Raw genomic sequence first — 26,949 nt, 5'->3', positions numbered from 1 at the left:
GTCTTTCAATTCCTGCAAGGCAGCGAGGGCGCGTTCGCGCGAGGCCTTGTACTCGATGATCGGTTCCGGGTAATCCTTGCCAAGCTTCACGCCTGCTTTATCCAGCGCCTCGGCCGGCGCTTCCCACGGCGCATGCAGGTGTGCATCCTGGACCTCTCGCAGCTCCGGCACGTACTCGCGGATGTAATCCTCCGCTTCGAACTTCTTGCTCTGCAGCATCGGATTGAAAATGCGAAAGTACGGCGCGGCATCGGCGCCGCAGCCCGCGGCCCATTGCCAGCCCAGGGTATTCGACGCGAGATCGGCATCCACCAGCGTATCCATGAACCAGCGCGCGCCGTGCCACCAGTGCAGTCGGAGGTTCTTCACCAGGAAGGACGCGACGATCATGCGCACGCGATTGTGCATCCAGCCATCACGCCACAGCTGGCGCATGCCGGCATCGACAATGGGATAGCCAGTAAGGCCGCGCTGCCAGGCCTCGAGGTCGGCGGCGGCATCCTGGTCCTTGTCGACATCGCGCCACGGGAACGCGGCGTATTTTTCCATCAAGGGCTGGTTGACCGTGTGCGGGTGATGGAACAGGACATGATACGCAAACTCGCGCCAGCCGATCTCGGCCAGGAACTTGTCGGCCGGTTTTTCCAGCGAGGGTTTTTCACGCGTGGCGTTTTCGATCGCCACCCACACCTGGCGCGGCGTGATTTCGCCGAAGTGCAGGTGCGGCGACAGGCGTGAGGTGAAGTTCTCGGCCGGGAAATCACGCCCCCTGGCATAGTGCGCGACCCCTTCGTCGATGAAGCGATGCAGCAATGCGCTCGCGCCCTCCTCGCCCGGCTGCCAGGCAGCCGCAATGCTGTCATGCCAATTGATGTCCGGCAGCAATTCGAGCTCCCGAACCCGCATTGTCTGCGGCCAGCTCGATGGCGCACGCAGTTCGCGAGGTTTGCCACCAGGGGTGCCGATGTCGAGCGATGGCCGGGTCGATTTCCAGAACGGCGTGAACACCTTGAACGGGTTGCCGGTCTTGGTCTTCTGCATCGTGGGTTCGTGCAACAGGCAGCCGGCATGCGACACGGCCTCGATGCCCGCCTCGCCCAGCGCCTGCTTGATCTGCGCATCGCGCGCCACGGTGTGCGGTTCGTAGAGGCGGTTCCAGTGCACGACCTCGGCGCCGGTTGCGTCGATCAGCTTTTGCAATTCAAGCAGGGACTCCGTGCAACGACGGATGACCAGGTTGCTGCCTGAATCGCGCAAGTCCTTTTTCAAAGCCCGCAGGGAATGATGCAGCCACCAGGCCGCGGCCCCGGTCGCTTCCCAGCGCTCGCCCTGCGCCTCCTCTTCCTCGGGTGCATGCAGGTAGACCGGGATCACCGTATCCGCCGCCGCCAGTGCCGCCGTCAAGGCCGCGTTGTCGTGCAGTCGGAAGTCGCGGCGGAACCAGACCAGTGCAGTCGTCATCGAGAACCCCTGTGAACAGTGACGTGGGAGAGGGATGGGTAGCGGTGCTGCACTCAGTGTAGAGTAGGGGCAGTTTTCGTCACAACGTGGACAGCATGAACATGGGTGCGTTAAGCAAAATCTTCTTCACCGGCCTGGCCGCGCTGCTGCCGGTCGTCATTTCGCTGTGGGTGGTGTGGTGGCTGGGCACCAGCTTCGAAACCTTCCTCGGCGGCCTGTACAAGGCGCTGTTCGGCGAGAAGCTCTACATCCCCGGCGTCGGTATCGCGCTGGGCATCCTGCTGACCTTCGCCGTGGGACTGGCAACCAAGGCGTGGCTGTTCCAGAAGATCTTCGCCTGGTGGGACGGCCTGTTCGCGCGGATCCCGCTGGTCAAGACGGTATACAACGCCGTGCGCGATTTCCTCGGCTTCGTGTCCCGCGACCCGGGCGAGCAGTTCAATCGCGTGGTGATGGTGGAGTTCGATGCACCGAAGGCGCGGTTGATCGGTTTCGTCACCCGCGACAATTTCGAGGCCTTCCCGGGCCTGGAGCAGGGTGACGAGGTTGCCGTGTATTTCCCGTTCAGCTACCAGATCGGTGGCTACACCCTGTTCCTGCCGAAGGAGCGCCTGCAACCGCTGGACATGAAGATGGAAGAAGCGATGCGCTTCGTGATCACCGCCGGGCTGACGAACCCGTCCGGCAATGCGAGCGGCAGCGGCGACAACAAGGACAAGCCCTGATCCGCCCTGCCCTCAGTGCCCGGCCACGGGCCGCACCGGCAACTTGATCCGCCAGATGGTGTAAGGCGCGTGCTCGATGATGGTGTCGCGCGGCTCCAGCATCATCTGCGGGATGCCGGAATCGGCAATGTACAGCCAGCCATCCGGGCCGAAGCTCAGCGCATCCGCCCAGCGAATCCGCTCCGAACGCAACAAGGTCAGCAGGCGGCCATCCGGCTGGTGGATCATCACGCCCTGGTGCTCGACATCCGTGAGGTAGACCGTGCCGATTTCATCGGTGCTCATGCCATCGTTCAGCGGCTTCGGCCCGACCGCTTCGACCGAGGCTTCGATCAGGCTGCGCGGCGTGGTATCTCGCAACAGGCTGGTCGGAATGCGATAGAGGGTGTCGTGGGTCATGGCGCCGTAATAGAGATACAGGCCATCGCGACTGAGGGCGATGCCGTCCACGCCGGGCTTGAGTGCGGCCAGGCCACCGAAGAACTCCATGCGCTTGTACGGCGTGCGGATGACCCAGTCCTGGGCCGCCGTTGACTCGTGATTCACCAGCACGCGACGCACCCGGCGATTCACCAGGTCCATGACCAGGATCGCCGGCGCCTGTCGCCAGAAACTGACGTCGGCGATGTAGGCCCATTCGCCATCGTTGCTGATCTGCAGGTCCTGCAGCATCGACCCGAGCGGGGCATGATCATCGTCGAAGCCGAAGCGGAACACGCGTTCGCCGGTATGGATGTCGAAGGCCGACAGTTCGGCCTGGTGCAGGCCATGCTGGCCCGAGTCGATCACCCACAGGCGTTCCTGCCGATCGATCACCACACCCAGGGGCGTGCGGAAATCCTGCTGCGTCTTGCGATCGGGAAAGGCCGTGGCCCGGCCGTCCGCGAACACCAGCAGCTTCGGCCCGATCGGCCGACCCTCCGGGTGGGCCGTGAAAAACACGCGACCATCTGCCGCCACCGCCACATTGCCGATGGGCTCCGGGTACTGCACCACTGCTTCCAGGGCGGCATCGTCCAGCAATGGCTCGGTGGACAGGTCCGGGTAATCCTCGCCGCCGCCATAACGCAGGTAGACGAACAGCAGCAGGATGACCAGCAACAGCAACAGTCCCAGCAGGATGTTCAACACGCGAGCTTTCATGAAACCTCTCTTCAATCGACGCGATTGATGCGGTCGCCACGCTTGAAGCCCGCAATGGCATTCGCCATCTGCTGCACGGCGCGCTGGCGGGCAGAGACGGCCGCCCAGGCAATGTGTGGTGTCAGGACGAGATTCGGGATGTCGGCAGCCAGCAGCGGGTTGCCGTTGACGGGCGGCTCTTCGGACAACACATCGATGCCCGCACCGGCAATGTCGCCGTTGCGCAATGCATCCGCAAGTGCCGCTTCGTCAATGATGGCACCGCGGGCCGTATTGATGATGATGGCCGTGTCCTTCATCGCCTTGAAGGCCTCGGCATCGAACAGCTTGTCGGTATCCGGCGTCAGCGGGCAATGCAGGGAAATGATGTCGGCCTCGCCCAGCACGGTGTCGAAGTCCACGCGACCTTCTCGCACTTCCCTGCCCCGATGCTCGGCAACCATGACGTCCATGCCGAAGGCCTCCGCGACCGCGGCGACGCCCTTGCCAAGCTCCCCCCAGCCAATGATGCCCAGCTTCTGCCCGGCCAGTTCGGCAATGGGGTAATCCAGCAGGGTGAACTGTGGCGAGGTCTTCCAGGCGCCTTGGGCCAGCAGGGCGCGATAGCCATCCAGTTTCTGGTTCAAGGACAGCATCAGCGTGAAGACATGCTGCACCACGGAAGGTGTGCAATAGGCACGGATGTTCGCTACGGCGATGCCGTGCTCGCGTGCCGCTTCGATATCGACATTGTTGAATCCGGTCGCCGACAGGCCGATGAACTGCAATTGCGGCAGTGCCTCGATGATGGCGCGATCGATCCGGCACTTGTTGGTCAGCAGCACCTCGGCATCCTGCATCACGGTAACGATCTCGTCCTGCGGCGTGACATCCCGCAGCTCGACGGCATCCAGCACCTTTTCCAGCGGTGCTGCGGAAACATCGTTGTTGCTGACGGTGGCAAAGTCGAGAAATACGCCGCGCATGAGACTCACTCGCTACTGCAGATGGAGTGACGCATAATGGCCCAGTCGCGCGATCATGACAAAACCGACATTGCACAACCCGTCACGAGCTTACGGAGCCCGCCATGCTGAGTCTTGCCCTTGCTGCCACGCTTGCCACAACGCCGGTCGACCCGGCGGTCATTGAAAGAGCCACGGAATTGCGGCACTGGTTCCATGCCAACCCGGAACTCAGCAACGAAGAGAACGACACGGCCGCGCGGATCGAAAAGGAACTGCGGGCACTCGGCTTCGACGTCACGACCGGCCACGCCCGCCATGGCGTCATCGGCATTCTCGAGGGCGGCAAACCGGGGCCGGTCATCGCGGTACGTGCCGACATGGATGCCCTGCCGGTACCGGAACGAACCGGCCTGCCCTTCGCCTCCACGGTCGACGGCCTGTCGCATGCCTGTGGTCATGACATCCACATGAGCGTTGGCCTCGGCGTGGCAATGAGCCTGGCGGCCGAGCGCGAAAACCTGGCGGGTACGGTGATGTTCATCTTCCAGCCTGCCGAGGAAGGCACTCCACCGCCGAAGAAAGGCGGGGCCGAGCTGATGATGATCGAAGGCGTGTTCGATGACTTGCAGCCGGAAGCGATCTTCGGCCTGCACAGCTTCCCCGACATGAATGTCGGCGAAATCGGCTTCACCCCGGGGCCGGCCTTTGCAGCAACCGACCATTTCCTGCTGACGGTGAAGGGCAAGCAGTCGCACGGTTCGCGCCCGCACCAGTCCATCGACCCGATCGTGATGAGCGCGGAACTGGTATCCGCCCTGCAGACCATTCGCTCGCGCAACATGAATCCCAGCGATCCAGGCGTGCTGTCCGTGGGCATCATGAACGGCGGCTCGCGTTTCAACATCATTCCGGAAGAAGTGCACATGGAAGGCACGGTGCGTACCTATGACCCGAAGGTGCAGGACATGATCATCGAACGCATTCATGCCCTCTCGAAGGGCATCACCTCGGCGCATGGTGGTGACTACGACCTGGTCTATGCCAAGAACACGCCGGTGGTCTACAACAATCGTGCCCTGTCGGCCTGGGCGAGCCGGGTATTGCCGGGTGTCGGGGGTGTGAGCTCGGTCGAACAGATTCCTCCCACCATGGGCGGCGAGGACTTTGGCTACTTTTCGAATGCCCTGCCGGGCTTTTTCTTCAGGCTCGGCGTTGTCGATCCCGGCAAGGGCTCGGGCGGCCTGCATACGCCGACCATGCGCGCCGATGATGCGTCGATCCCGGTGGGGATTGCCGCGATGACCTCGCTGGTGAAAAGCTACCTGGCAAATCCGCCCGAGGTCAGCCACGAAGTGGAATGAGCGGACTTCACGCGCTGCGCTTCAGGATGAATTCCCGGTCAACGGTGTCACCGACCGGGAAGCCGTACTCGCCGAATTTCTCGAAACCGTAGCGGCCGTAGAAGCGCTGCGCCCCCAGGTTTTCCGACCAGACGCCGATGTACAAGGGCGAAAAACCTTCCTGTTCCAGCCATGCCAGGCCACGTTCCATCAAGCGCGTACCCAGCTTGAGGTTGTGGTGCCTGGCCAGCACGTAGAGCTGCTGGATCTCGCCGGCCGTCGGTTCCAGGTCGTCCACGGGCAGCTTGCAGGCGCCGACGATGTGATACGCAATCGCCTGCCCGTCCTTCAATGCCAGCCAGGTTGCCCGGCGTGGATCGGCCAGCATGGCGTGCCAGTTCGATTCCGAATGCGCCGTATCGAGAAACTCCGCCAGGTCTGCCGGCGGATAGAGGTGTCCGAACGTTTCACTGAAGGCCTCGCGCCCCAGCGCGGCAAGCTTCGCGGCATCGGCTTCGGTCGCACGCCGAATCTCCAGGCCCTGGATGTCTTCCGTATTCATGGCGTTGCTAACCGGTGTTCTGCAGGCCGGCCGCGATGCCATTGATGGTGGCGAACAGGGCATTCAGCAATTCGTCATCCTTGCTGCCCGCTTCGCGCCAGCGCTGCAAGAGGTCGAGCTGCAAGAGGCTGACCGGGTCGACATAGGGATTGCGCAGGCGGATGCTGCGTTCCAGCGCCGGGTCGTCGGCCAGCAGTTCGCCGTCTTCACCCTGGATCTCGCGCAGCAATCTCAACAGGCGCTCGAACTCTGCCGTGATGACCTTGGCGATGTCGGCATGCTCCGGGGCGGTATCGAAGTAGCGCTGCGCAATGGCCATGTCGGTCTTCGCCAGCACCATCTCGGCATCGTCCAGCAGGTTGGAGAAGAAACGCCACTCGCGCGCCATCTGGCGAACGAAGTCGATACCGCGCTCCTCGATCAGCTGTTCCAGGCCCGTGCCAATGCCGAACCAGCCTGGCAGCAGGCAGCGGTTCTGGGTCCAGGAAAACACCCAGGGAATGGCACGAAGGTCGACGATACCCTTGCCCTTGCGGCGCGCCGCCGGTCGCGAACCGATTTTCATCTTTTCGATGACATCGATCGGCGTGACCTTGCGGAAGAAGTCATAGAACTGCTCGTTCTCATGCACCAGTCCGCGGAATACCCGGCGTGAATCGGCAGCCAGCCTGGCCATGGCGTCCGCCCAGTCAGGTTCCTGCTCGTGGGAACGCTGCGGATCCAGCTCGGCCAGCAGCGACGCACCGAGCATCTGCTCCAGGGTGCGCATGGCGATGCCGCGGAGGCCGTACTTGGCGTTGATGATCTCGCCCTGCTCGGTAATGCGCAGGCGACCATTGATGGTACCCGGCGGCGCTGCCAGCACGGCGCGATGCACACGGCCACCACCCCGGCTCACGGTACCGCCACGCCCGTGGAAGAACGTGAGGCGAATGCCGGCATCACGGGCAATTTCCGCCAGCTGTGATTGCGCGGTCTGCAGCGCCCAGCGCGACGATGCAATCCCGCTGTCCTTGCTGGAATCCGAGTAGCCCAGCATGACGCGCTGCTCACCGCGCCTGGCCAGGTGCTCCGAATAGATCGGATCGGCAAACAGTTCGCGCATGACTTTCGGCGCGCGCTCCAGGTCATCCACCGTCTCGAACAGCGGCACGACATCAAGCTCCACCTCGCCCTGCTCGTTGGCACAGCCCGCCCAGCGCGACAGCTGCAGGATGCTCAGGACATCGTCCGCACCTTCCGCCATGCTGATGATCACATCGCCCATCGCCGCCTTGCCGAAACGCTCGCGACAGTCGGCGATGGTGCGGAACACGCGCAGCGTCTCCGCCGCCTCGTCCTCGGCATCGACCACCGCAGCGCCACCGTCTCGCCACGCTTCCTGCAGGCGTTTCAGCCGCACCTCGCGCGACAGCTCCAGCCACTCCGGTTCGTTGAGCAGGGAACCCACGGCGCGGCGAAACACCAGGCTGTCCTGGCGAACATCCAGCGCGGCCAGGTGAAAGCCGAAAATCTGCACGCGCCTCAGCAGGCGGCGCACCTGGAAGACGCCGGCGCGTTCGCCACGATGCGCTTCCAGGCTGCGAATGATCAGGGCGAGATCCGCCTCGAGATCGGCTGCTTTCGCGTATCGACCGGCACGGTCACTGCCCGTGGCGCGCAGGCGCGCACTCATCAGGCGGATCAAGACGCGGTAAGGCATGTTGCGATGCCGGTGGTTCAGGCTTTCGTACTCGACCGGGAAGTCGGCGGCATATTCGCGAATGCGGGAGTGAATTTCCGGATCGACGCCGACCCGCGACACCGATTGCGACAGCACGCGATACAGCTCACCCAGTTCGCGCTTGTAGCGATGGATGATCAGCGCACGGTGATCCGTCAGCGAATCGCGAACCGTGTCGGCCGTGACGTTCGGGTTGCCGTCCATGTCGCCACCCACCCAGGAACCGAAGTGCAGCAGCTGGCCCGGCAGGGAGTGGGTACCGACGGCGGTCGTACCCAGCGCCTGCTCGACAGTCTCCAGGTACACCGGGGCAATCCGGTAGATCACGTCACCCAGGTAGAACAGGATGTTCTCCCGCTCGTTGGCGACAGTGAGGCGCGTCGAGGGATGCTCCTCGGTCTGCCAGGTCGTGGTGATCTCGCGTCGCAGGCCGGCGAGCGCTGCCTGCTCTTCGCGCGGCGTGCGCTTTTCGATAAATCGCTTGATCAGGCTGCGGGAGATCTGTTGCTGCTTGCCCAGCAGGGTGCGGCGCATCGCTTCGGTGGGATGCGCGGTGAACACCGGCTCGATGGTCATGGCCGCAAGCCGGGCGCGGATGAGTTCGTCGTCGACACCCGCCTCGCGGAGCTTCAGCAGGGCATCCTGCAGGCCTTCCGGCTGGATCTTGTCCGGATCGTTTTCGTATGCACGGCGGCGGCGAATGCGATGCACGCGTTCGGCCAGGTTGACCATCTGGAAATAGGTCGAGAAGGCGCGCACGACTTCGCGGGCATCGAAAGGATCCAGCGAGGTCAGCAGCTCGGCCAGGCCGGCGGCGGCATCGTCCTCGCCCTGGCGCCTGGCAATGGCCAGCTGGCGCGCTTTTTCCACGCGCTCGAACAGCGCCTCGCCGCCCTGCTCGCGAATGACATCACCGACCAGCTCGCCCAGCAGCCGTACGTCATCACGCAGCGGTTCGTCCTTGGCATCGAATTGTATGGCTTCGCGATCCAGCATGATGTCAGTCCTTTTCTTCCTTGGCGTCCTGCAGGAGTTCGTCGACCGTGGCATTGAACGTGCGGATTTCTTCCTGGTAAAGCTCGCCGGTGGCCGGGCCGTTGAAGCCGTTGTGAATGCGTGCCACTTCGCCGTCACGGCCGATGAAAATCGTCGTCGGGTAGGCCAGCACGGCATTCAGCATCGGCAGGGCATCGCTGGCCTGCGACTTGTCGGACACGCCGGCGACCAGGGTCGGGTAGTCGACGTCCCAGCGCTCGCGCCAGGTGCGCACCTGTGCGGCGGCCTGCTCGAATTCCTCGAAATGCTCGAACAGCAGGCCGACCACTTCGACACCGCGATCACGGTTTTCCTTGTACCAGGGCGCCAGGAAGCGCGTCTCGTCCGCGCAGTTCGGGCACCAGGTGCCGGCCAGCTGCACCACGACAACCTTGTCCTGGAAACGCGGATCATCCAGCGACACCATCTCGCCATCAAGGTTCGGGAAACTGAAATCGAAGCGATCGTAACCTTCCTTCAGGTAGGTCAGCGTATCCATGTCAGGGAGGCTGGCGTCCGGATTGCGAAAGGCCGTCCACTTTTCGTTCCAGCCGGTGCCGGACAGGAAACGGCCGGCCAGGGTTCCGTCTGCCTGCATCTCGGCATCGAAATAGAACACGTGCGCACCGTCATAGGCCGAGAGGTAGAGCTTGTTGCCACGCACCGCGCCGGACAGGAAACGATAGTCGCTGGTCGTGGTCAGGAACGTGCCGGACAGGCTGGAGCCGTTCTGCTCGAACAGGCCGACGGCCGTGAAGTCGTCTTCCTCGTCGGCATCATCGCCATGGAAGCGCACTTCCCAGCGACCGCTGACATCGATCTCCGGGCGGGTGAAGGTTTCGAAGAACCGATGCCGCTCGCCGTGGGATGCGGTGAACGGCATTTCCTGCGTGGCACCCAGCTTCACCTTGTACAGGGTGCCACTGTAGACACCATCCGTGACTTCGCCGCGGTACCAGGTATTGAAGGAGTTCATGCGCAGCTCCACCTGCTGGCCATCGATCAGCACTTCCTCGACCTGCACGCGCTCGTCGCCATTGATGAAATACACCCGCGGCGTGTCGCCAGTGCCCGGCATGACCTCCATCTGCACGGGCAGTTCGGCAGCGGGCAGCTGGATGACCATGCGCCAGTTGCCGCTGGCCAGCACGGTATCTTGCGGCGCGACGGATGCATCGGGCGCAGTGGCTTCCAGCTTGCTTGCATCCTGCGCGGCAGCAGCCTGTTCGGGCTCCGGCGAGCAAGCGACCAGCAGGGTCAGGAACAGTGAAAGGCACATCCAGCGCATGGCGTTCTCCAGTTTGGTCTCGTATCGGTCGTGCAGGGTCAGGCGCGCGCTGCGGCAAACAGGTCGAGCACCTGCTCCAGCGCGGCATCATCGATATCAAGGTGCAGCACCAGGCGGATGTGCTCGCCAGCCGGCAGGCGGATACCGCGTTCCTCTGCCAGTGTCTTCAACCTGTCGCCGGCCGCACCGGGCGTCACGAACACCATGTTGGTTTCCGGGCCGTCGACGTCATAACCGAGTCCGCGCAAGCCGGTGGCAAGCTTCTCGGCGCGGGCATGATCCTCGGCCAGGCGGTCCACGTGGTTGTCCAGCGCATGGATGCCTGCAGCGGCCAGCATGCCGGACTGGCGCATGCCGCCACCGGTCACCTTGCGCCAGCGACGCGCGCTGTCGACCAGGTCTTGCGAACCGACCAGCACGGAGCCGGCCGGCGCACCCAGGCCCTTGGACAGGCAGATCGATACCGTGTCGAAATCCCTTGCCATGTCGGCCAGCGACTGGCCGGTGGCAATGACGGCGTTGAACACGCGCGCACCGTCGAGGTGCGTGGCGAGGCCATGCTGGCGGGCGACGCTCGTCGCATCGTCAAGGTATCGGGCATCCAGCGCGCGGCCACCCCAGGTGTTTTCCAGCGCCAGCAGCCGGGTGCGCGCAAAATGTGAATCATCCGGTTTCACGGCCGCGGCAATGGCCGCCAGTGACATGCAGCCACGCGCATCCTGTTCCAGCGGCTGTGGCTGGATGCCGCCCAGCACGGCAGCGCCACCGCCTTCCCAGCAGTACGCATGCGCCTGCTGGCCGACAATGTATTCGTCACCGCGCTGGCAATGCGCGAGCAGGCCGACCAGGTTCGATTGCGTGCCGGTGGGCAGGAACAGGCCCGCAGCCTTGCCGGCGAGCGCCGCGGCTTTCGCCTCCAGGGCGTTCACGGTGGGGTCGTCACCGAACACGTCATCACCCAGCTCGGCCTCCAGCATGGCCTGCTTCATGGCGGCAGTGGGTCGGGTGACAGTGTCGCTGCGTAGATCGATTGCGTCCGGCATCGAAACGGGAATCCTTGGTGGCCAGGGACAGCCAGCTTACCGGATATCGACCAGTTCTATCGACTCCGGCGCCAGCTCGCGGCCGAGGAATTGCAAGGCACTCTGGCGAAACCGTTCGACATTGTCGGTAACCAGGAAGTGCTGCCCGGCGCTTTCCTCCACAGCGCGTTGCCGCAGGGCCGCGGCGACCACGCTGGCTGTGGTTGCGGCTGAATCGACCAGTTTCACGTTGTCGGGCACGACGGCGCGAATGCTGTCTCCGAGTACCGGGAAATGCGTGCAACCGAGCACCAGGGTATCGGCAGCGGGGGCCGCGAACAGCGGGTCGAGGTAACGGCGCAGGATGGCCGTGACGATATCGCCATCGGTCCAGCCCTCCTCGGCCAGCGCGACCAGCATGGGACAGGCCAGCGCGCTGACCTCGGTGTCGGGCGCCAGCGCGTGGATGGCCGACTGGTAGGCACCACCGCGCACCGTGCCCTCGGTGGCGATGACTGCGATGTGACCGCGCTCGCTGGCGGCAACGGCGGCCTGTGCCCCTGGCTGGATGACACCGAACACCGGCAACTCGGGATGCGCGTCGCGGATGGCCTCCAGCGCAAAAGCCGACGCCGTGTTGCAGGCCACGACCAGCGCCTTGATGCCGCGTTCAATCAACAGCTCGGTGGCCTGCACCGCGTAGCGACTGACCGTTTCGGGCGAACGCGTGCCGTACGGCACGCGGGCGGTATCGCCGAGATAGAGATAGGACTCGCCAGGCAGTTCGGCCTGCAAGGCCTTGAGCACGGTCAACCCGCCCACGCCGGAATCGAACAGGCCGATCGGCAGCCTGTCGCTGGCAGCTTTCGAACTCACGCGGCGGGTTCCTGCTTGCAGGCCCGCAGTGCTTCGGCCATTTCCCGACCCGACTGGAAGCGGTCGCCCGGTTTTTTCTGCAAGGCTTTCTCGAGCACGGCCACGATGTCGGCAGCGAGCTCCGGACGCCAGCCACGAATGTCATTCGGCTCCTCGTTGGCAATGCGGAACATCAACGTCGCCATCGGTTCGCCGGTGAACGGCAGGTGCCCGCTGAGCAACTGGTAAAGCGTCACGCCCAGTGACCAGAGGTCGGAACGGCCGTCGACGCGGTGCCCGGAGACCTGCTCGGGAGACATGAAGGAAGGGCTGCCGAGAATGGTGCCCGTCTTGGTGCTGCTGGCATCGACCAGGTGGGCAACGCCGAAATCGGTCACCTTGAGCTCGCGGCCCTCGCCGGTGAAGACAATGTTCGCCGGCTTCACATCGCGATGCACCACGCCTTCGTCATGCGCGTAATGCAGGGCATCGGCCACATTGATGCCGATATCGATGACCTCCTCGACCGGCAGCAACTTGCCTTCACGGGTATGCGTGGACAGCGGCTCGCCGCGCATGTAATCCATGGCGATGTAGGCCAGGTCTTCCTCCTCGCCGACATCGTAAATGGTGACGATGCTGGGATGGCTCAGGCGGCCGGCGGCTTCCGCCTCGCGGAAAAACCGGCGCTTGGCATCGATCAGTTCGCTGCCGCTGTACTCCTCGTGCAGGGCTAGGGTCTTGACCGCGACCCGTCGACCGATGCGGGCGTCACGGCCGAGGTAGACAACACCGGCTGCGCCGCGACCCAGCTCCTTCTCGATATCGAAGCGACCGATACGGGGTTTGACCGCACTGCCATCGGTCGGCACGGTGGCCAGCGGACTGCTGTTGCGCGACCCGAGGCGCTGCGCCTCGGCTTCCTCGAGACGCGCAATCCGCTTGTCGATGTCCGGCGATCCACCAGACAGGACTGCCAGGTGACGGAACACGGCCAGCGCCCGCGCGACATGCCGCTTGCGCTCGTAATCCAGCCCCAGTGCATGCAGTTCGCGCATGACCTGCCGGGACCGTCCACAATGCTGCAATGTCTCGAACGCGGCTTCCAGGTGGCCCTGCTCACGCTTGGATACCGCCAGCGCCAGCCGGGTCTCCTCCAGCTCGCGCCCGCGAGCCCGCAGCTGCTGCTGCCAGCCCATCACCGCAATCGCCAGCGCATGGCCGGACATCAGGTACAACAAGGCGCCGGCCAGTGGCACCCAGAGCGATTGCGAAATCAGCAGGATGAATTCGATGTTCAGGCCCAGCAGCAGCATGACCAGCGTGCCGACGGCGGCCAGTCGCATGTCGATGCGCGGCACGATGAAGGCCAGCCAGGCAAATACCAGCAACCAGGCCAGTATCGACCACGCTGGCGAACCGGCCGGCCGGCGATAGAGGTCGCCCGCGCGCAGGCTGGCTGCCGTCTGCATGATGACCTGCGGCAAGGACATGGGTCCGAGCGGCGTTTCGATGCTGAGCCTGTCGTCCAGCGACACCAGCACGATCTTGCCACGCAGGTCGGCGTTGCCGGAGCGCACGTCCGCGGCCGACACCTCGGTCACGCCATCGGCGTAGAAATACGGCCAGGCGCGCAAGGCCGCATCGACCGGCAGCGCCTGCTCACCCAGCAGCAACTCGCCGGAGTCGCTGATGGTGATGCGTTCCAGCGGCACGTTGCCGACCGCGGCCGCCAGCCACAACGGCAGGGTTGGCAGCCAATGGCCTTCCACCGACACCACCAGGGGCTGGGTCACCGGGTTCGTTTCCGGTGGCAACATCGCCACGCCAGCCACCTGGTCCAGCCAGGCCGGGTGCACGGCCGCCGGTTTGACCACCGGCGGCTGGGGGCCGCCGAGCCAGTCCAGCAAGGGCACGCCCGGCATGCTGCGCGGCTGGCGGAACGTCGACGGCAACCAGCCAGGACGGCTGTCGAGCGGCTTGCGCAGTTCCCAGCGAACCAGGTTGTCGACCTGCTCCGGCGGGGCGGCGTCGAACTCGCCCGCATGCTGCAGGCCGACGATCATCGCCGTGCCGGTCATGGCATAGCGTCGTGCTGCCGGGTCGAGCCAGAGGCGCAGATCGGATACCGAGTCCTTGCCAGCCTCTGCATCAAGGGCCGCCAGGATTTCACTGTCGACCGCATCGAATGATTCGGGAATCACGGCAATCTGGTCGGGACCCGAGTGCCGCAGTGCCCGCAACAAGGACAGGAATTCCGGCCCCGCCGCCGCCGGCAGGTCGCTCTTCAGGATGACCAGCCGCTCGGAGGGGCGGCGATTGGCGGAAATCTGCATGCCGGTTGCGTAGGCGCTGCGCTCGGCAGCCGGGGTGATGCCGGAAAACTCCAGCAGGCCGGCAAGGGCCAGCAAGAACACCGGCAGCAGACTGCGCAGGCTCATGCGACGCCAGAATGGTTGGGTCGGATTACCGAAGTCGGACACGTTATATTACTGCCTTTGCATGTACTGAACCGGCCGCATCGCGCATTGGCAAGGACAGCCCCCCTGTGGCCGACCATATTCGGCGGGCGGCCTGCGCATTTCAAGCACTGCGAGCCCAAACTGTGGGCCATGCCCGCTTGCCCCGGGCTTTGGCGGAGTGCGGGCCGGCAGGTTATGCTCTGCCACCGCCCTACAGCCCCTTTCGAACGGAACGATCATGAGCCACGACATCAGCCACGATATGCAGTCACCCTACGCCGAACACTTCCGCACGCTGCAGTCGCGCCACCGCGACGCCATGGAGGCGGCGGATATCGATCACTTGCTGATACCCAGCGGCAGCCTGCACGTTGCCTTCCTGGACGACTACACCTACCCCTTCGTGGTGAACCCGCTGTTCAAGTACTGGGTGCCGGTCACGAACAACCCGAACAGCCTGCTGGTGATCACGCCGGGCGAAAAGCCGAAGCTGGCGTTCTACTCGCCGGTGGATTTCTGGCACAAGACCCACCCGGTGCCGGAAGACTTCTGGACGGACCACTTCGACATCCACCCGGTCGCCAAGCTGGATGAGGCGGTATCGTTACTGCCCGCCGACCTGTCGCGCACTGCCTGGCTGGGCGAACCGCACCCGCTGACCGAGGAATGGGGCGTCGGATCGGTCAATCCCGAGGGCCTGATCAACCACCTTCATTACCAGCGCGCCTGGAAGACCGGCTACGAGATCGAATGCCTGCGCCAGGCCAACCGGGTTGCCGCACGCGCCCACATGGCCGCCGAAGCGGCCTTCCGCAACGGCGCATCGGAATTCGACATCCACATGGCCTACCTGGAAGGTGGCGAGCACAACGAGCACCAGCTTCCCTACGGCAACATCGTTGCGCTGAATGAACATGCCGCGATCCTGCATTACCAGTACCAGTCACGCGAAGCGCCCAGCGAACACCGGTCCTTCCTGATCGATGCCGGCTGCGTGCACAACGGTTACAACTCGGACATCACTCGCACCTATGCCAGCGGCAAGAACGAATTTGCCGAGCTGATCGATCGCATGCATGTGCTGCAAAAAGCGATCTGTGACGAGATCGCACCGGGACTCGACTACGCCGAGCTGCATGTCGGAACCCACCGCAAGCTGGCCGACGTGCTGAACGAGTTCGGCCTTGCCGAGGGCAGCAGCGAAGCCTTGCTGGCTGACGGCGTCACGCGGGCCTTTTTCCCGCACGGCCTCGGGCACTTCCTCGGCCTGCAGGTGCATGACGTGGGTGGCCTCCAGGCCAGCGCCAGTGGCGGCACCATTGATCGCCCGGCCGACCATCCGTTCCTGCGCCTGACCCGTGATATCGATGTCGACCAGGTGTTCACCATCGAACCGGGCCTGTACTTCATCCCGTCGCTGCTCGACGACCTGAAGAGCGGCAGCGGCGGCAAGCTGGTCAACTGGGACCGGGTTCGCGCCTTCATGCCCTTTGGTGGCATTCGCATCGAGGACAACATCCATGTCACGGCGGACGGTCATGACAACCTGACCCGCGAAGCCTTCAACGCCGAAGGTCGCTGACAAGCAAAGCAACCGACAAAAAAGCCGGGCGATGCCCGGCTTTTTTCATGCATGGTCCGGCGATCAGGTCAGCAATTCTTCAAACACGTCCGGGTAACCATAGGATTGCTGGCCCCGGTTGCCCGGATTGCTGGCCGGGTCGGCCCGGCGCACCATGGTCGGCGGGATGCGCTCGATGTCCTCGAAATAGCGATCCACCACCATGTCCTCGTAAAGCTCGCCCACGTATTCGCCCGTCAGGCGATGCACGCTCGGGCCGTTGAGCTGGCCCACCGGCGTGCCCTGCATGGAAAAGATCAGGTGATCTTCCCAGAAGCCGACTGCATCGCCGTCTTCGTTGTAGATGTAGTTGGTCATCCCCTGTTTCCTGCCACGGTCGTCATGACCGTTCCCGTCCTCTGGCGCAGCAGCGTTGCCGCCCCCCAAGCATTGTTCAAGACCGCCATCTTTTCATGTTTCATCGGGCAAATCCCGACCAATGCGGCCATTATCCGGACTGGCGACCGTCCATCATTCCTCGACCAGCCAGCCTTCTGCCCCGCGCTGGCCACCGAAGACCGCCAGCAAGCCCGCGCCGATCGCCGCAAAGGCCTGCTCGGCCTGCCAGGGCGGCCGCAGCCAGAGCATGCCACTGCCCCTCAGTCCATGCGCATCCGGGTCGAATACCAGCTCCTGGCGGTAGACCCGGCGCAGCCCGGATGCCGCGATACCGTCCAGCATGGCCTGGCGAGCACGGTCCCGGGCCGGATCGGCCAGCAGAGGATACCAGAGTCCCAGCACGGCCTGTGGCCAACGTGCCTCGACGGCCTCCAGCAGCGCGACCACCTCCTGGTATTCGTCGAGGCGTTCATACGGCGGATCCAGCAAGACCAGGCCGCGACGATGCTGCATGGGCAGCAGGCCCTTCACACCCTCGCGGGCATCGCGCTGGTGGACATGCACGGCCGGATGCTGGCGCGCGCATCGGCGCAAGTGTTCGACATCACGCGGATGCAGTTCCAGCAGCTGCAGCTCGTCGCCTTCGCGCAGGGCGTTTGCCATGATCATCGGCGAACCCGGGTACGCCGACCGCGCCAGCCAGGGTCGAACCGCATCGAGGTAGGGAGCGAGCGCGGCATCGGCTTCGTCACGAGCCGCCAGTTCCCGTATGCCGCTGGCGGCTTCGCCGGTTTTCAGCGCCTCCTCGGACTCCAGCGCATACTCGCCGGCCCCGGCAAAGGCGTCCATCAAGGACATCGGCCTGGGTTTTTCCGCCAGGCGGGTCAGGACATGGTGAAGCTGCGCATGCTTGTGACAATCGGCACGGTTGCCTGCATGGAAGGCATGGCGATAACTCAGCATTCGCGGGGGAGATTCAGGCGCTGCGGCCGCGCGGCCCCGCCACGAACCAGACGGCGGCACCCACGATCGGCAGGAAGGCCACCAGCAGTATCCATAGCAGCTTGGTGCCGTTCTCGCGCCGAGCCTGGACGATATTCAGGATGGCATAGACATCGGCGGCCACGACCGCCAGCCAGAACAAGGCACCAATGGGAGACGTCATTTGCGGGCCTCGTAGTAACGGATGTCCTTGCCGCCAGCACGCACGCGCTCGACAAAATTCATGCCGGCCTTTTCCATGACGCGCTGCGAGGACACGTTGGCGGCATCGGTACCGCCGCGCACCACCGGCAGTTCCAGCGAGTCCAGGCCATGAGCAATCAGCAGGCGCGCCAGCTCGGTGGCCAGGCCCATGCCCCAGTGGTCGGGTGCCAGGCCGAAAATGATCTGCGGCAGCTCGTCGCCCTCGAATTGCCAGTATCCGCCGAAGCCGACGACCGTATCCGGCTCGCCCTTGTCGCTGACCCGGTGCAGGCCGCCCTTGCCCTCGGCGGCCAGTGCCTTGCTCTCGGTGACCAGCATGGCGACATCCTGGCGCGAAAGCTCCTCGGCCCCCCAGAACTGGCGCCGCAGGTCCGGCTCGTTCCAGAGCACGAGCAAGGCATCGATATCCGACTCATCGATGGGTTTGAGTGTCAGGCGTTCCGATTCCATGTATCCCCGCTCCCTCTTTTTCTGCCCAAAGCATATCAGGAAACCCGTTCAAATCTGGTGCCCGGGGCGCATAAAAAACAAGCCCGGCGGTGCCGGGCTTGAGGTCAATCACTGTCAGGGCTTGTCGTAAGCCTGGGGCCAGTCCTCGTCGTCGCGGTAACGATCGCGCAGCAGCTGCTGGCGCGACGTCATCGGCATCATTTCACCATCGATCAGCACGGCATCCGGGAAGCTGGTGACCTCCAGCGGGTCGCCATCCCAGATAACCACATCCGCGCGGTATCCCGCGGCCAGTCGACCGACATCCGACAGGCCATAGATCGCCGCCGGGTTGGCCGTGATGGCAGCCAGGGCCGCATCGTAGTCGAGGCCATGGGCCACGGCATTGCCGGCGTACTGGGTGATGTTGCGAGCATTGTGAGTACCGCTGGGGCCCGTACCGGCACCGGCCGAGAACACCACCGTGACGCCCGCGGCGTGCAAACGGGCCGCGTTTTCCAGCGTGGAGCCCAGTGATTCGAAGCTCGACGGCAGGTTCTGGTAGGCATCGACAATCACCGGCACATTGGCAGCGGCCAGCTGGTCAGCGACCATCCAGGCCTCGCTGCCACCGCTGATCACCAGCTTGAGCTGGTAGTCCGCGGCCAGGCGCAGGATGGCCTCGATGTCACTGGCACGCTCGACACCGACCACGAAGGGCATGTCGCCCGCCAGCACCGGCTGCAAGGCCTCGAGGTCGAGACGCGACAGGGCGTAAGCGTAACGATCGGCTGCCATGAAGGCGTCGCGATTGCGAGCAAAGTCACGGGCATCGTCCAGCGCTTCGCGCAGCTTCAGCATGGCCACACCACGGCTGCCACCGGCAAGCTGCGCAGCGGTTTCGCCAAAGGCGGCGTGCATGCCGGCATGCTCGCGCACAATGAAGTCACTCACGCTGCCCAGCGAAATGGCGGCGCTGCGTCCCGAGATCAGCTGGCCACCGTCGTAGCTGACAGCCGGCACGCTGACAGCGCGGGTCACGCCTTCCATGCGCTGGATGGGAATCAGGCTGGAACGGGGATTGATGGCATCCGCCACGGCATGCGAGGCGGTAAAGCGATCGTCCAGCGAGGTCCAATCATTGGTGCCATCGACAGCGCCGACCTCGGTCAGGCCGAGCTGGCTGGCCGGCTCGACCAGGCCCGGCGTGACGATACGGCCATTGGCGTCGATCACCACGGCATCGTCCGGCACCGCCACATCGGCACCGACGGCGATGATCCGGTCGTCACGAATCAGGACGGTGCCCTTTTCGATCACGCCGGCATCCGACACGGTATGGACAGTGCCGTTGATGATGGCAATGTCGCCCGCGCCTGCTGGCATGGCCAGCAGCGCCAGCAGCAAGGGCAGGTGTTTCTTCATGAAGCGGTTCATTTCGCACCTCCCGCGTCAGCGCCCAGCTTGAAGTCGGACACCGGCTGGTGGGCCGGGTCGTCAAGGTCCCAGGCGAGCGCACCGTCGATATAGACCTTCTCGGCTTTGGCATAGACGCTGAATGGATTGCCCTGCCAGATCACCACGTCGGCCATCTTGCCCGCCTCCAGCGAACCCGTCTGCTCGGCCACACCCAGTGACTTCGCCGGGTTCAGGGTGAGCCAGCGCATGGCCTGTTCCGGCGTGACACTCATGCCCGCCTTGTTGGCCGCGGCCATGGCCTTGGCCGCTTCCTGGTTCAGGCGCTGGATGCCGATGGCCGAATCCGAGTGCACGATGGCACAGGCACCGGCCGCATCGACCAGCGGCAGGTTCTCGCGCACGCCATCGAAGGCTTCCATCTTGAAGCCCCACCAGTCGGCCCACATCGCTGCACAGGTACCGGCCTCGGCGAGCTTGTCGCCGATCTTGTAAGCCTCGACCGCATGGTGGAAGGTGCCGACCTGGTAACCGAATTCCCTGGCGATATCGAGCATCACCAGCATTTCGTCGGCACGGTAGCAGTGGTTGTGGATGATGATCTCGCCCTTCAGGACACCGGCGAGCGTCTCCAGCTTGAGATCGCGATCCGGCATGTCGCCTTCACCGCGCTCGGCCGCTTCGATTTCGGCCAGGTACTGCTCGGCTTCGATCCAGGCCGCGCGATAACCCGCGACGTTGCCCATGCGGGTCGATGGCGCCGTGCCCTTGCCGCCATAGACGCGCTTCGGGTTCTCGCCACAGGCCATCTTCAAGCCATGGGGAGCGCCGGGGAATTTCATGTCCATGACCGAGCGACCACGAACGTTCTTGAGCGTCACGCCGCGGCCACCGAACAGGTTGGCCGATCCCGGCAGGACCTGCAGCGAGGTCACGCCACCGGCCAGCGCCGTGTTGAAACCCGGGTCCTGCGGCCAGACCGAATGCTCGGCCCAGACTTCGGCCGTGTTCGGCGAGGTCATTTCGTTGCCATCGGAATGCGCATCGACACCTGGCGACGCGTAATCACCCAGGTGCGAATGCACATCGATGATGCCCGGCGTCACGAATGCGCCATCGGCGTCCATGATCACGGCACCTGCAGGTGCTTCGATATTCTTGCCGACTGCGGCGATCCTGCCATCGGAGAGCAGGATGTCCCCGCCGTCCAGGCGCTCGCCATTGCCGATCAGCAAGGTGGCATTGCGAATCAGCGTGGGCTCGCTCGGCATCGGCTGGTAAGTCGACGGGAACGGCGTCACGGTAGTGCTGTGCAAGGGTTCGCTGGCAGGCGCTTCCTCGGCACCGCCACCGCAGGCGGCGAGTCCGACAAGTGCCATGCCCAGCAGGACCGGTCGCAGTGCACGATCAGCATTGAGCTTCATGTAAACCTCCGAGAATGAAATGGCCTTGCAGCCAAGCTGCCAGTGCCACGTGGCGAGCGCTCAATTAAGCACACCTCGCGGAGCAAAACAAAATGCACTGCAACACTTGGCCGTGGCGCTGCGGTATGGTGCATTATGGAATGCTCATGGAATGACGGGGGGACAGGCATTTGGAAGGCGGCAATCTCGATACCATCCTGATCCTGCTTGGCATGACGGTGCTGGCCGTCACGCTGCTGATGCGCCTGCGCCTGCCGCCGATCCTCGGCTACCTGATTACCGGCCTGGTGGTCGGCCCCTACGGTCTCGGCTGGCTGCCGAATTCCGCCGACACCCGCCAGCTGGCGGAATTCGGCGTGGTCTTCCTGCTGTTCACCCTCGGGCTCGAATTCTCGCTGGCCCGCCTGCTGGCCATGAAAAAGGAAGTGCTGGTGCTTGGCGGCCTGCAGGTCGTGATCACCACGCTGACCGTGGTGCTGGTATCGGCGGCGTTCGGCATTTCCACCCCGGTGGCCGTGGTCATCGGTGGTGCCTTCGCCATGTCGTCGACCGCGATTGTCGCCAAGCAACTGAAAGAACAGGTCGAACTGCACCAGCCGCATGGCCGCCTGGCCATCGGCACGCTGCTGTTCCAGGACATTGCTGTCGTTCCCTTCATCATCCTGATCGCCTCCCTGAGTGACGGGCAGACGACCTCCCTGTGGAACAACCTGGGCCTGGCGCTGCTGAAGGCCGCTGCCGTGCTGAGCCTGGTCTGGCTGATCGGTCGCTGGATGCTGCGGCCGATCTTTCACGAGATCGCCAAGGCCCGTTCGGCGGAGCTGTTCACCCTGGCGGTGCTGCTGTTCACGCTGGCCGCCGCTTTCCTCACGCATGGCGCAGGCCTGTCACTGGCACTGGGCGCTTTCCTCGCCGGCATGATGCTCGGCGAGACCGAATTCCGTCACCAGGTGGAGGCCGACATCCGGCCGTTCCGCGACATGCTGCTCGGCCTGTTCTTCATCACCATCGGCATGCTGGTCAACCCGGCTGCGATCCAGCCGGTCTGGTACTGGGTGGTGCTCGGCGGCCTGGTGCTGGTTGCATTCAAGCTGATGACCATCATGCTGCTGGCACGCCTGATCACCAGCGAATGGAACACGGCCTTCCGTGCCGGCCTGGTGCTCGCGCATGGCGGCGAATTCAGCTTTGCGCTGTTCACGCTGGCCATTGCCGGCGGCCTGTTGAACGAATCACTGGCACAGATCGCGCTGGGCAGCGTGATGTTGAGCATGGCGGTCAGTCCGCTGTTGATCCGCTACAACCTGCGCATCAGTCGGCAGCTGTTTGCCGATACCGAGACTACCGAGCGCGACATGCTGGAGCACGACGTCTCGGCGCACCACATCATTGCCGATGATCACGTGATCATCTGCGGCTTCGGCCGTGTGGGGCAGAACATCGCGCGCGTGCTGGAAAACGAGAACATCGATTACGTCGCGCTCGATCTCGACCCCTACCGCGTACGCGCGGCACGTGCGGCAGGTGACCCGGTGTACTTCGGGGATGCGACCCACCTCGACGTGCTGCACGCGGCGGGACTGGATCGCGCCAAGGCACTGGTGCAGTCCTACTACGGCATCGACGTTTCGATGAAGATTCTCGAGCAGGTCCGCAAGACGCACAAGGAACTGCCGATCATCGTGCGCACCCGCGATGACAACTACCTCGACCAGTTGCAGGAGGCCGGCGCTACGGAGGTCGTGCCCGAGACCTTCGAAGCGTCGTTGATGATCATTGCGCATCTGCTGCAATCACTGGGCGTACCGGTGAAACGCATCATCCGTGACATCCAGGACGTGCGTGCGCATCGCTACGAGCTCCTGCGCTCGGTGTTCCGTGGCAAGCAGGCAAGGCGCATCGAGCAGACCCATTCCCTGCGCGAGCAGCTGGGCACCTATGAACTCGGCAGCGACGATCACGCCGTCGGCAAGGTGATCGCCGACCTGCACCTGGAGAACTATGGCGTGGTGGTCACGGCCATTCGCCGCGACGGGATTCTCGGCCGCCAGCCGGATGGCTCGACCGTGCTGCGGGAGCATGACGTGCTGGTGATGTTCGGCACGCCCGAGGATCTCGAGCGTGCCGAAGAACGCATCCTGAAAGGCTGAACTCAGTCAGCCTTGCTGGCAGCGGCCGGAACATCGCGCAGCATGCGTCGTACGATGCCAGCGATTTCGTCCAGGTCGACATTGCCCGAATCGACCAGCTTGCTGGCGGTCAGGTCGGCAATCGCCCTGCCATTGTCGCCCTCCAGGAAATGCACGTGCAGGCTGCCCTCGACAATCGGGTTTGCCATGGTGGACTCGGTACCGCTGGCAAGCTGCACGCGATCCTTCATGAAGTAACGATCATGCCCGCCCTGCTGGAACCGGGCGGTGGACATCAACAGGTAGTCGACGGTGAAATCCGCCGCGCTGTCCACTTCCCGGTAACCCTTGTCGGTCAATACCGCCCGCAACTGCCGCTGCACCTCCTGCTGGGCAAGGTCATAGACCGGACGCATGGTTTCGTCCTCGGTGTGCTCGATCAGCCTGAACGTGGAAAAGGTCGAGAACTCGACCTCGGCGCTGCGATGCGCCTCGTAGCGGACACCCTGGGAACAGGCTGCCGTCAGCCCCAGGGCCAGAAGCATCAACGGGCAGAACATCTTCCCTACTCTCATGAACTGCTCCTCCTGCCGGTCCTTTCCTAAAAGGTAGCAGAGGTACCTGCGCTTGCTTGGCATGCACTCCTGCTCTCACCTAGACTGCGCATTCCATGAGCAGAACCTGAACGGAGCACCTGATGACTACCCTGGGCACACCGCTAGGCTCGTCCGCCACGCGCCTGCTGTTGCTTGGCAGCGGCGAGCTCGGCAAGGAAGTCGCCATCGAGGCGCAACGCCTGGGCATCGAAGTGATCGCTGTCGATCGCTACGCCAATGCGCCGGCCATGCAGGTCTCGCATCGCTCGCATGTGATCGACATGCTGGACGGTGCGGCCATTCGCGAACTGATCGAGCAGGAAGACCCGGACCTGGTGGTGCCCGAGATCGAGGCCATCGCGACGGAAACCCTGCTCGAACTGGAAGCGGAAGGCCATCGCATCATCCCGACAGCACGCGCTGCCCGCCTGACTATGGACCGCGAAGGCATCCGGCGGCTGGCAGCCGAAGACCTCAACCTGCCGACTTCGCCCTATCGCTTTGCCGACAATGCCGAGGATTTCCGTGCGGCCGTCGAGGCGGTCGGAATGCCCTGCGTGGTGAAACCGGTCATGAGCTCTTCCGGCAAGGGTCAGTCGGTCATCAGGTCAGAGGGCGACATCGAGGCATCCTGGGAACATGCCCAGGCGGGCGGACGGGCCGGTGCCGGTCGCGTGATTGTCGAAGGTTTCATCGACTTCGACTACGAAATCACGTTGCTGACTGTCCGGCATGTCGATGGCACCAGTTTCTGCGCACCCATCGGCCACACCCAGGTGGACGGCGATTACCGTGAATCCTGGCAGCCACATCCGATGTCGGACACCGCGCTGCAGAAGGCCGAGCAGGTTGCCGGCGCGATCACCAACAATCTCGGCGGCTACGGCCTGTTCGGCGTCGAGCTGTTCGTGAAAGGTGACGAGGTATGGTTCAGCGAAGTATCACCGCGGCCGCACGACACGGGCATGGTGACGCTGGTCTCGCAGGACCTGTCGGAATTCGCGCTGCACCTGCGCGCCATCATGAAACTGCCCGTCCCGGCCATTCGGCAGCACGGTCCCGCTGCTTCCTGCGCCCTGCTGGTGGAGGGTGAATCGGAGGATGTCAGTTTTGCCGGCATCGAACGGGCACTGGCCGAGCCGGACACGCAGATCCGCCTGTTCGGCAAGCCGGTTGTCAGCGGGCGTCGCCGGATGGGCGTGACCCTCGCGGTGGGCGATGACATCGAGGACGCACGACGCAAGGCGCGCGACGCGGCCGCACAGGTCAACCCCAAGCTCTGATTCGGAACCTCAGTAGTTCCAGGATTGCCAGGCGAAAAGGCCGCACTCGATCAGCCAGCCGGAGGCGACCAGCAAGGCCAGCGTGGCAATGACGTTGCGTGCGCTGGCGCGTCGGCTGATGCGCCACTGGAGGCCGGCCACGGTGGCCGCCACCGACAGCACGGCGGCCAGGGGTAACAGCATGGTCAGCACGGTGATGCCGACGGTGCGAGTGCTCAGCTGGCCCAGCGCACCAACGCTGGCCGTCGACAACAGCAACAGCAAGCCCAGCGCCAGCAAGGCACCCACCACCGGCACGAGTCGTGGCAACCACTGGTGGTAGCCATTCAGCTGGTGGTTCAACAGGAAGTACAGCCAGAAAGGCGCGTGTCCGGCAGTGAACACGATGGCCAGCAAGGCGAGCAGGCCGATCACCGGATAGGCCAGGAATTCCAGGCGGCCCAGGCGGGTCCAGCGCTCGTCGGCAGCGACCAGCAGCTGGCGGTTCTCGATCAGCTGGCGCGACGGCCACCAGTCGCCTTCGACACGCAACAGTTCACCTTCGAGCAGTCGCCAGGTCGCCGGCCGGCCGAGCAACGGCGACCAGGTGGCTCGGTCCTCGCTGCCGAAAGACAGGGTTGCGACATCTGCCCAGCCGCGCAGGAAACGGTCCACCGGATTGAGCGCCACTGCCTGCCAGCGCAGCACCTCCCGGGCCGCCGAATCGACTGCCTGGAACGCCGGGCGCGCGTCCTGGCGGTCGGTACCGATGACGGCAAACTTCAGTTGCTGGTCGAGGGTCCCCAGCGCCGCCGGATCCAGGCGACTGTTGGCCAGCAACAAGTAGCCCCGCCCCAGCTCCCGGCTCCAGGCCAGTCTCGCCGCGTAGCCGGGGTAGGCGCCGCTCACCACATGAAAGGGAAATCCCTCGCCTGCCTCCAGCCGGGCGCCGGCCGTATAGGAAGGAATGTAATCCTGGCGGCGCGCTTCCAGGCGCGCGATGACATCGCGATCGATCAGTTGCCGTCCCTGCCAGTCACCCTCGCGCAGCAGCACCTGGCCCAGCCGGGCGAGTGCCTCCGGCGTAACGGCAAGGTTGGCCGCCGAACCGAGGACCGCGGTCTGTGTCTCGCCCGCGTTCGCACTGCCGGAACCATCGGTCGCGGCCGCGCTCGCGGTCGCCGCAGGCGCCAGGTCGAGCGCGGCGAACAGCAATTCGAGCGCATCCTCGTAGGAAAGGTCGGGACTGCGATCCACCAGGTAGGCGGCGATGCCATAACCGGCTTGCGAGAAGCGCTGTTGCTGACCGGGCGGGAACACGAGCTCCATGTCGCGCAACGCCCGGTTCAGGTCGGCCAGCAGGGTCTGGCCCGCCTCTTCGAAAAACAGGTCCTTGAAATGCAGTGCAGGCAGGCCGGACTCGTGAGCAAGCAGGTGCTCGACCAGGATCGGTCGTTCGTCTTCCCAGGGGTTCTGGAAATCCAGCTCGCGGGCCAGGTCGTGCACGTTCTGTGCCGACTGCAGCGTGGCCTCGTCGATCAGGGAATGCACCGCCAGGGCGGTCAGCAGGTTGGCCAGCTGGCCACCCTGGAACACGTGGTCCGGAGCGAGTGGCTGCTGCCCGTCGCGCGTGCCGACCGCGAGGAAGCCTGCCGTGTCGGCATCGAAACACGCGACCACCACGCCGCGAACGCCATGCGCCTCCCGCCAGGCGGCAATCTCCGATTCAAGCCGGGTGTCGGCACAGACAGGCTGGTCGGCCGCCGTCACGACAAGCGGCATGCCGGCAAGGCAGGCCAGCAGCAACAAAGCCGTGAGCGTGCGAATGGTGGAGGTTGACCGGTGCGGTCGAATGGCGGTGGTGGCAGGCATGTTCCGCATGGTGGCGGCCTTGGAGCGGGTTGGCAAGACATCCCTGTCCTGCCCGACCCTTCAAGCAACGGGTACTGCCGCGCCGGTCGGCG

The 26,949-nt window shown here is 64.4% G+C and carries 22 protein-coding genes; 5 read left to right on the top strand and 17 right to left on the bottom strand.

The features are described 5' to 3' along the window. Window positions 1-1,461 (bottom strand): deoxyribodipyrimidine photo-lyase (locus R3217_01615; GenBank protein ID MDX1454130.1); only part of this gene is annotated, 1,461 nt, incomplete at its 3' end. Between the two features lie 101 nt (window positions 1,462-1,562). Here R3217_01615 and R3217_01610 point away from each other — a divergent pair. Then, window positions 1,563-2,186 carry a DUF502 domain-containing protein gene (locus R3217_01610; GenBank protein MDX1454129.1) on the top strand — a complete coding sequence of 208 codons (624 nt, stop codon included), beginning with the start codon at window positions 1,563-1,565 and terminating at the stop codon, window positions 2,184-2,186. Window positions 2,187-2,198: 12 nt separating this feature from the next. Here R3217_01610 and R3217_01605 read toward each other — a convergent pair whose 3' ends face one another. Continuing rightward, window positions 2,199-3,329: an L-dopachrome tautomerase-related protein gene (locus R3217_01605; protein MDX1454128.1), complete on the bottom strand. Its 1,131-nt coding sequence runs from the start codon at window positions 3,327-3,329 to the stop codon at window positions 2,199-2,201. Between the two features lie 11 nt (window positions 3,330-3,340). Then, on the bottom strand, window positions 3,341-4,294 hold the full coding sequence (locus tag R3217_01600; GenBank protein MDX1454127.1) for a D-2-hydroxyacid dehydrogenase: 954 nt from the start codon (window positions 4,292-4,294) through the stop codon (window positions 3,341-3,343). A gap of 104 nt (window positions 4,295-4,398) precedes the next feature. On the opposite strand from R3217_01600, the gene R3217_01595 reads away from it, so the two are divergent. Further along, on the top strand, window positions 4,399-5,637 hold the full coding sequence (locus R3217_01595; protein MDX1454126.1) for an amidohydrolase: 1,239 nt from the start codon (window positions 4,399-4,401) through the stop codon (window positions 5,635-5,637). Between the two features lie 7 nt (window positions 5,638-5,644). On the opposite strand, the gene R3217_01590 is transcribed toward R3217_01595, so the two are convergent. Genes R3217_01590 through R3217_01565 form a run of 6 tightly spaced genes read right to left on the bottom strand, consistent with a single transcriptional unit; the run spans window position 5,645 to window position 14,542 of the window. Continuing rightward, window positions 5,645-6,178, bottom strand: a complete 534-nt coding sequence (locus R3217_01590; GenBank protein ID MDX1454125.1) for a GNAT family N-acetyltransferase — start codon at window positions 6,176-6,178, stop codon at window positions 5,645-5,647. A gap of 7 nt (window positions 6,179-6,185) precedes the next feature. Further along, entirely contained in the window at window positions 6,186-8,897 is a 2,712-nt protein-coding gene (gene ppc, locus R3217_01585; protein MDX1454124.1) for a phosphoenolpyruvate carboxylase, read from the bottom strand. Window positions 8,898-8,901: 4 nt separating this feature from the next. Further along, window positions 8,902-10,224 carry a TlpA disulfide reductase family protein gene (locus tag R3217_01580; protein MDX1454123.1) on the bottom strand — a complete coding sequence of 441 codons (1,323 nt, stop codon included), beginning with the start codon at window positions 10,222-10,224 and terminating at the stop codon, window positions 8,902-8,904. Window positions 10,225-10,262: 38 nt separating this feature from the next. Beyond that, entirely contained in the window at window positions 10,263-11,267 is a 1,005-nt protein-coding gene (ltaE, locus tag R3217_01575) for a low-specificity L-threonine aldolase (GenBank protein ID MDX1454122.1), read from the bottom strand. A 36-nt stretch (window positions 11,268-11,303) separates the two neighbouring features. After that, on the bottom strand, window positions 11,304-12,122 hold the full coding sequence (gene murI / locus R3217_01570; protein MDX1454121.1) for a glutamate racemase: 819 nt from the start codon (window positions 12,120-12,122) through the stop codon (window positions 11,304-11,306). Then, entirely contained in the window at window positions 12,119-14,542 is a 2,424-nt protein-coding gene (locus R3217_01565) for a protein kinase (GenBank protein ID MDX1454120.1), read from the bottom strand. Before R3217_01565 ends, murI begins: the two co-directional genes overlap by 4 nt. A gap of 259 nt (window positions 14,543-14,801) precedes the next feature. Between R3217_01565 and pepQ the strand changes: the two genes are divergently transcribed. Further along, window positions 14,802-16,145 carry a Xaa-Pro dipeptidase gene (gene pepQ, locus R3217_01560; GenBank protein MDX1454119.1) on the top strand — a complete coding sequence of 448 codons (1,344 nt, stop codon included), beginning with the start codon at window positions 14,802-14,804 and terminating at the stop codon, window positions 16,143-16,145. A gap of 63 nt (window positions 16,146-16,208) precedes the next feature. Here the strand turns inward: pepQ and R3217_01555 are convergent, their stop codons facing one another. From R3217_01555 to R3217_01530, 6 genes are all read right to left on the bottom strand, one after another. Beyond that, window positions 16,209-16,502 (bottom strand): hypothetical protein, encoded by a 294-nt coding sequence (locus tag R3217_01555; protein MDX1454118.1) that lies wholly within the window; start codon window positions 16,500-16,502, stop codon window positions 16,209-16,211. A gap of 153 nt (window positions 16,503-16,655) precedes the next feature. After that, complete coding sequence (gene rlmJ / locus R3217_01550; protein MDX1454117.1) at window positions 16,656-17,486, bottom strand: 23S rRNA (adenine(2030)-N(6))-methyltransferase RlmJ; 831 nt, start codon at window positions 17,484-17,486, stop codon at window positions 16,656-16,658. Between the two features lie 13 nt (window positions 17,487-17,499). Then, the gene (locus R3217_01545) at window positions 17,500-17,688 is read right to left on the bottom strand and encodes a PLD nuclease N-terminal domain-containing protein (protein MDX1454116.1); all 189 of its coding nucleotides are present in this window, start codon (window positions 17,686-17,688) and stop codon (window positions 17,500-17,502) included. Continuing rightward, window positions 17,685-18,179, bottom strand: a complete 495-nt coding sequence (locus R3217_01540) for a GNAT family N-acetyltransferase (protein ID MDX1454115.1) — start codon at window positions 18,177-18,179, stop codon at window positions 17,685-17,687. The genes R3217_01545 and R3217_01540 overlap by 4 nt, the downstream gene beginning before the upstream one ends. A gap of 114 nt (window positions 18,180-18,293) precedes the next feature. Next, entirely contained in the window at window positions 18,294-19,595 is a 1,302-nt protein-coding gene (locus R3217_01535; GenBank protein MDX1454114.1) for an amidohydrolase family protein, read from the bottom strand. Next, window positions 19,592-20,974 (bottom strand): amidohydrolase, encoded by a 1,383-nt coding sequence (locus R3217_01530; GenBank protein ID MDX1454113.1) that lies wholly within the window; start codon window positions 20,972-20,974, stop codon window positions 19,592-19,594. Before R3217_01530 ends, R3217_01535 begins: the two co-directional genes overlap by 4 nt. 194 nt (window positions 20,975-21,168) lie before the next feature. On the opposite strand from R3217_01530, the gene R3217_01525 reads away from it, so the two are divergent. Next, entirely contained in the window at window positions 21,169-23,148 is a 1,980-nt protein-coding gene (locus R3217_01525; GenBank protein MDX1454112.1) for a monovalent cation:proton antiporter-2 (CPA2) family protein, read from the top strand. 2 nt (window positions 23,149-23,150) lie between these two features. Here the strand turns inward: R3217_01525 and R3217_01520 are convergent, their stop codons facing one another. Continuing rightward, entirely contained in the window at window positions 23,151-23,702 is a 552-nt protein-coding gene (locus tag R3217_01520; GenBank protein MDX1454111.1) for a DUF4136 domain-containing protein, read from the bottom strand. A gap of 122 nt (window positions 23,703-23,824) precedes the next feature. Here R3217_01520 and purT point away from each other — a divergent pair, with 122 nt between their 5' ends. Next, window positions 23,825-25,006 carry a formate-dependent phosphoribosylglycinamide formyltransferase gene (gene purT, locus R3217_01515; GenBank protein ID MDX1454110.1) on the top strand — a complete coding sequence of 394 codons (1,182 nt, stop codon included), beginning with the start codon at window positions 23,825-23,827 and terminating at the stop codon, window positions 25,004-25,006. Between the two features lie 9 nt (window positions 25,007-25,015). Here purT and R3217_01510 read toward each other — a convergent pair whose 3' ends face one another. Continuing rightward, window positions 25,016-26,893 (bottom strand): serine hydrolase domain-containing protein, encoded by a 1,878-nt coding sequence (locus R3217_01510; protein ID MDX1454109.1) that lies wholly within the window; start codon window positions 26,891-26,893, stop codon window positions 25,016-25,018. Between the last annotated feature and the right edge of the window lie 56 nt (window positions 26,894-26,949).

Source organism: Gammaproteobacteria bacterium (genome assembly GCA_033720895.1).
Classification (GTDB): domain Bacteria; phylum Pseudomonadota; class Gammaproteobacteria; order Natronospirales; family JAJUFS01; genus JAWWBS01.
Note: the sequence above shows the minus strand (reverse complement) of the source record. Positions and strands in the feature narration are given on the sequence as shown.

Coding starts and splice junctions, on each gene's coding strand:
- R3217_01610 (MDX1454129.1), top strand. CDS start 1,563: ATGGGTGCGTTAAGCAAAATCTTCTTCACCGGCCTGGCCGCGCTGCTG.
- R3217_01605 (MDX1454128.1), bottom strand. CDS start 3,329: ATGAAAGCTCGCGTGTTGAACATCCTGCTGGGACTGTTGCTGTTGCTG.
- R3217_01600 (MDX1454127.1), bottom strand. CDS start 4,294: ATGCGCGGCGTATTTCTCGACTTTGCCACCGTCAGCAACAACGATGTT.
- R3217_01595 (MDX1454126.1), top strand. CDS start 4,399: ATGCTGAGTCTTGCCCTTGCTGCCACGCTTGCCACAACGCCGGTCGAC.
- R3217_01590 (MDX1454125.1), bottom strand. CDS start 6,178: ATGAATACGGAAGACATCCAGGGCCTGGAGATTCGGCGTGCGACCGAA.
- ppc (MDX1454124.1), bottom strand. CDS start 8,897: ATGCTGGATCGCGAAGCCATACAATTCGATGCCAAGGACGAACCGCTG.
- R3217_01580 (MDX1454123.1), bottom strand. CDS start 10,224: ATGCGCTGGATGTGCCTTTCACTGTTCCTGACCCTGCTGGTCGCTTGC.
- ltaE (MDX1454122.1), bottom strand. CDS start 11,267: ATGCCGGACGCAATCGATCTACGCAGCGACACTGTCACCCGACCCACT.
- R3217_01565 (MDX1454120.1), bottom strand. CDS start 14,542: ATGAGCCTGCGCAGTCTGCTGCCGGTGTTCTTGCTGGCCCTTGCCGGC.
- pepQ (MDX1454119.1), top strand. CDS start 14,802: ATGAGCCACGACATCAGCCACGATATGCAGTCACCCTACGCCGAACAC.
- R3217_01555 (MDX1454118.1), bottom strand. CDS start 16,502: ATGACCAACTACATCTACAACGAAGACGGCGATGCAGTCGGCTTCTGG.
- rlmJ (MDX1454117.1), bottom strand. CDS start 17,486: ATGCTGAGTTATCGCCATGCCTTCCATGCAGGCAACCGTGCCGATTGT.
- R3217_01545 (MDX1454116.1), bottom strand. CDS start 17,688: ATGACGTCTCCCATTGGTGCCTTGTTCTGGCTGGCGGTCGTGGCCGCC.
- R3217_01540 (MDX1454115.1), bottom strand. CDS start 18,179: ATGGAATCGGAACGCCTGACACTCAAACCCATCGATGAGTCGGATATC.
- R3217_01535 (MDX1454114.1), bottom strand. CDS start 19,595: ATGAACCGCTTCATGAAGAAACACCTGCCCTTGCTGCTGGCGCTGCTG.
- R3217_01520 (MDX1454111.1), bottom strand. CDS start 23,702: ATGAGAGTAGGGAAGATGTTCTGCCCGTTGATGCTTCTGGCCCTGGGG.
- purT (MDX1454110.1), top strand. CDS start 23,825: ATGACTACCCTGGGCACACCGCTAGGCTCGTCCGCCACGCGCCTGCTG.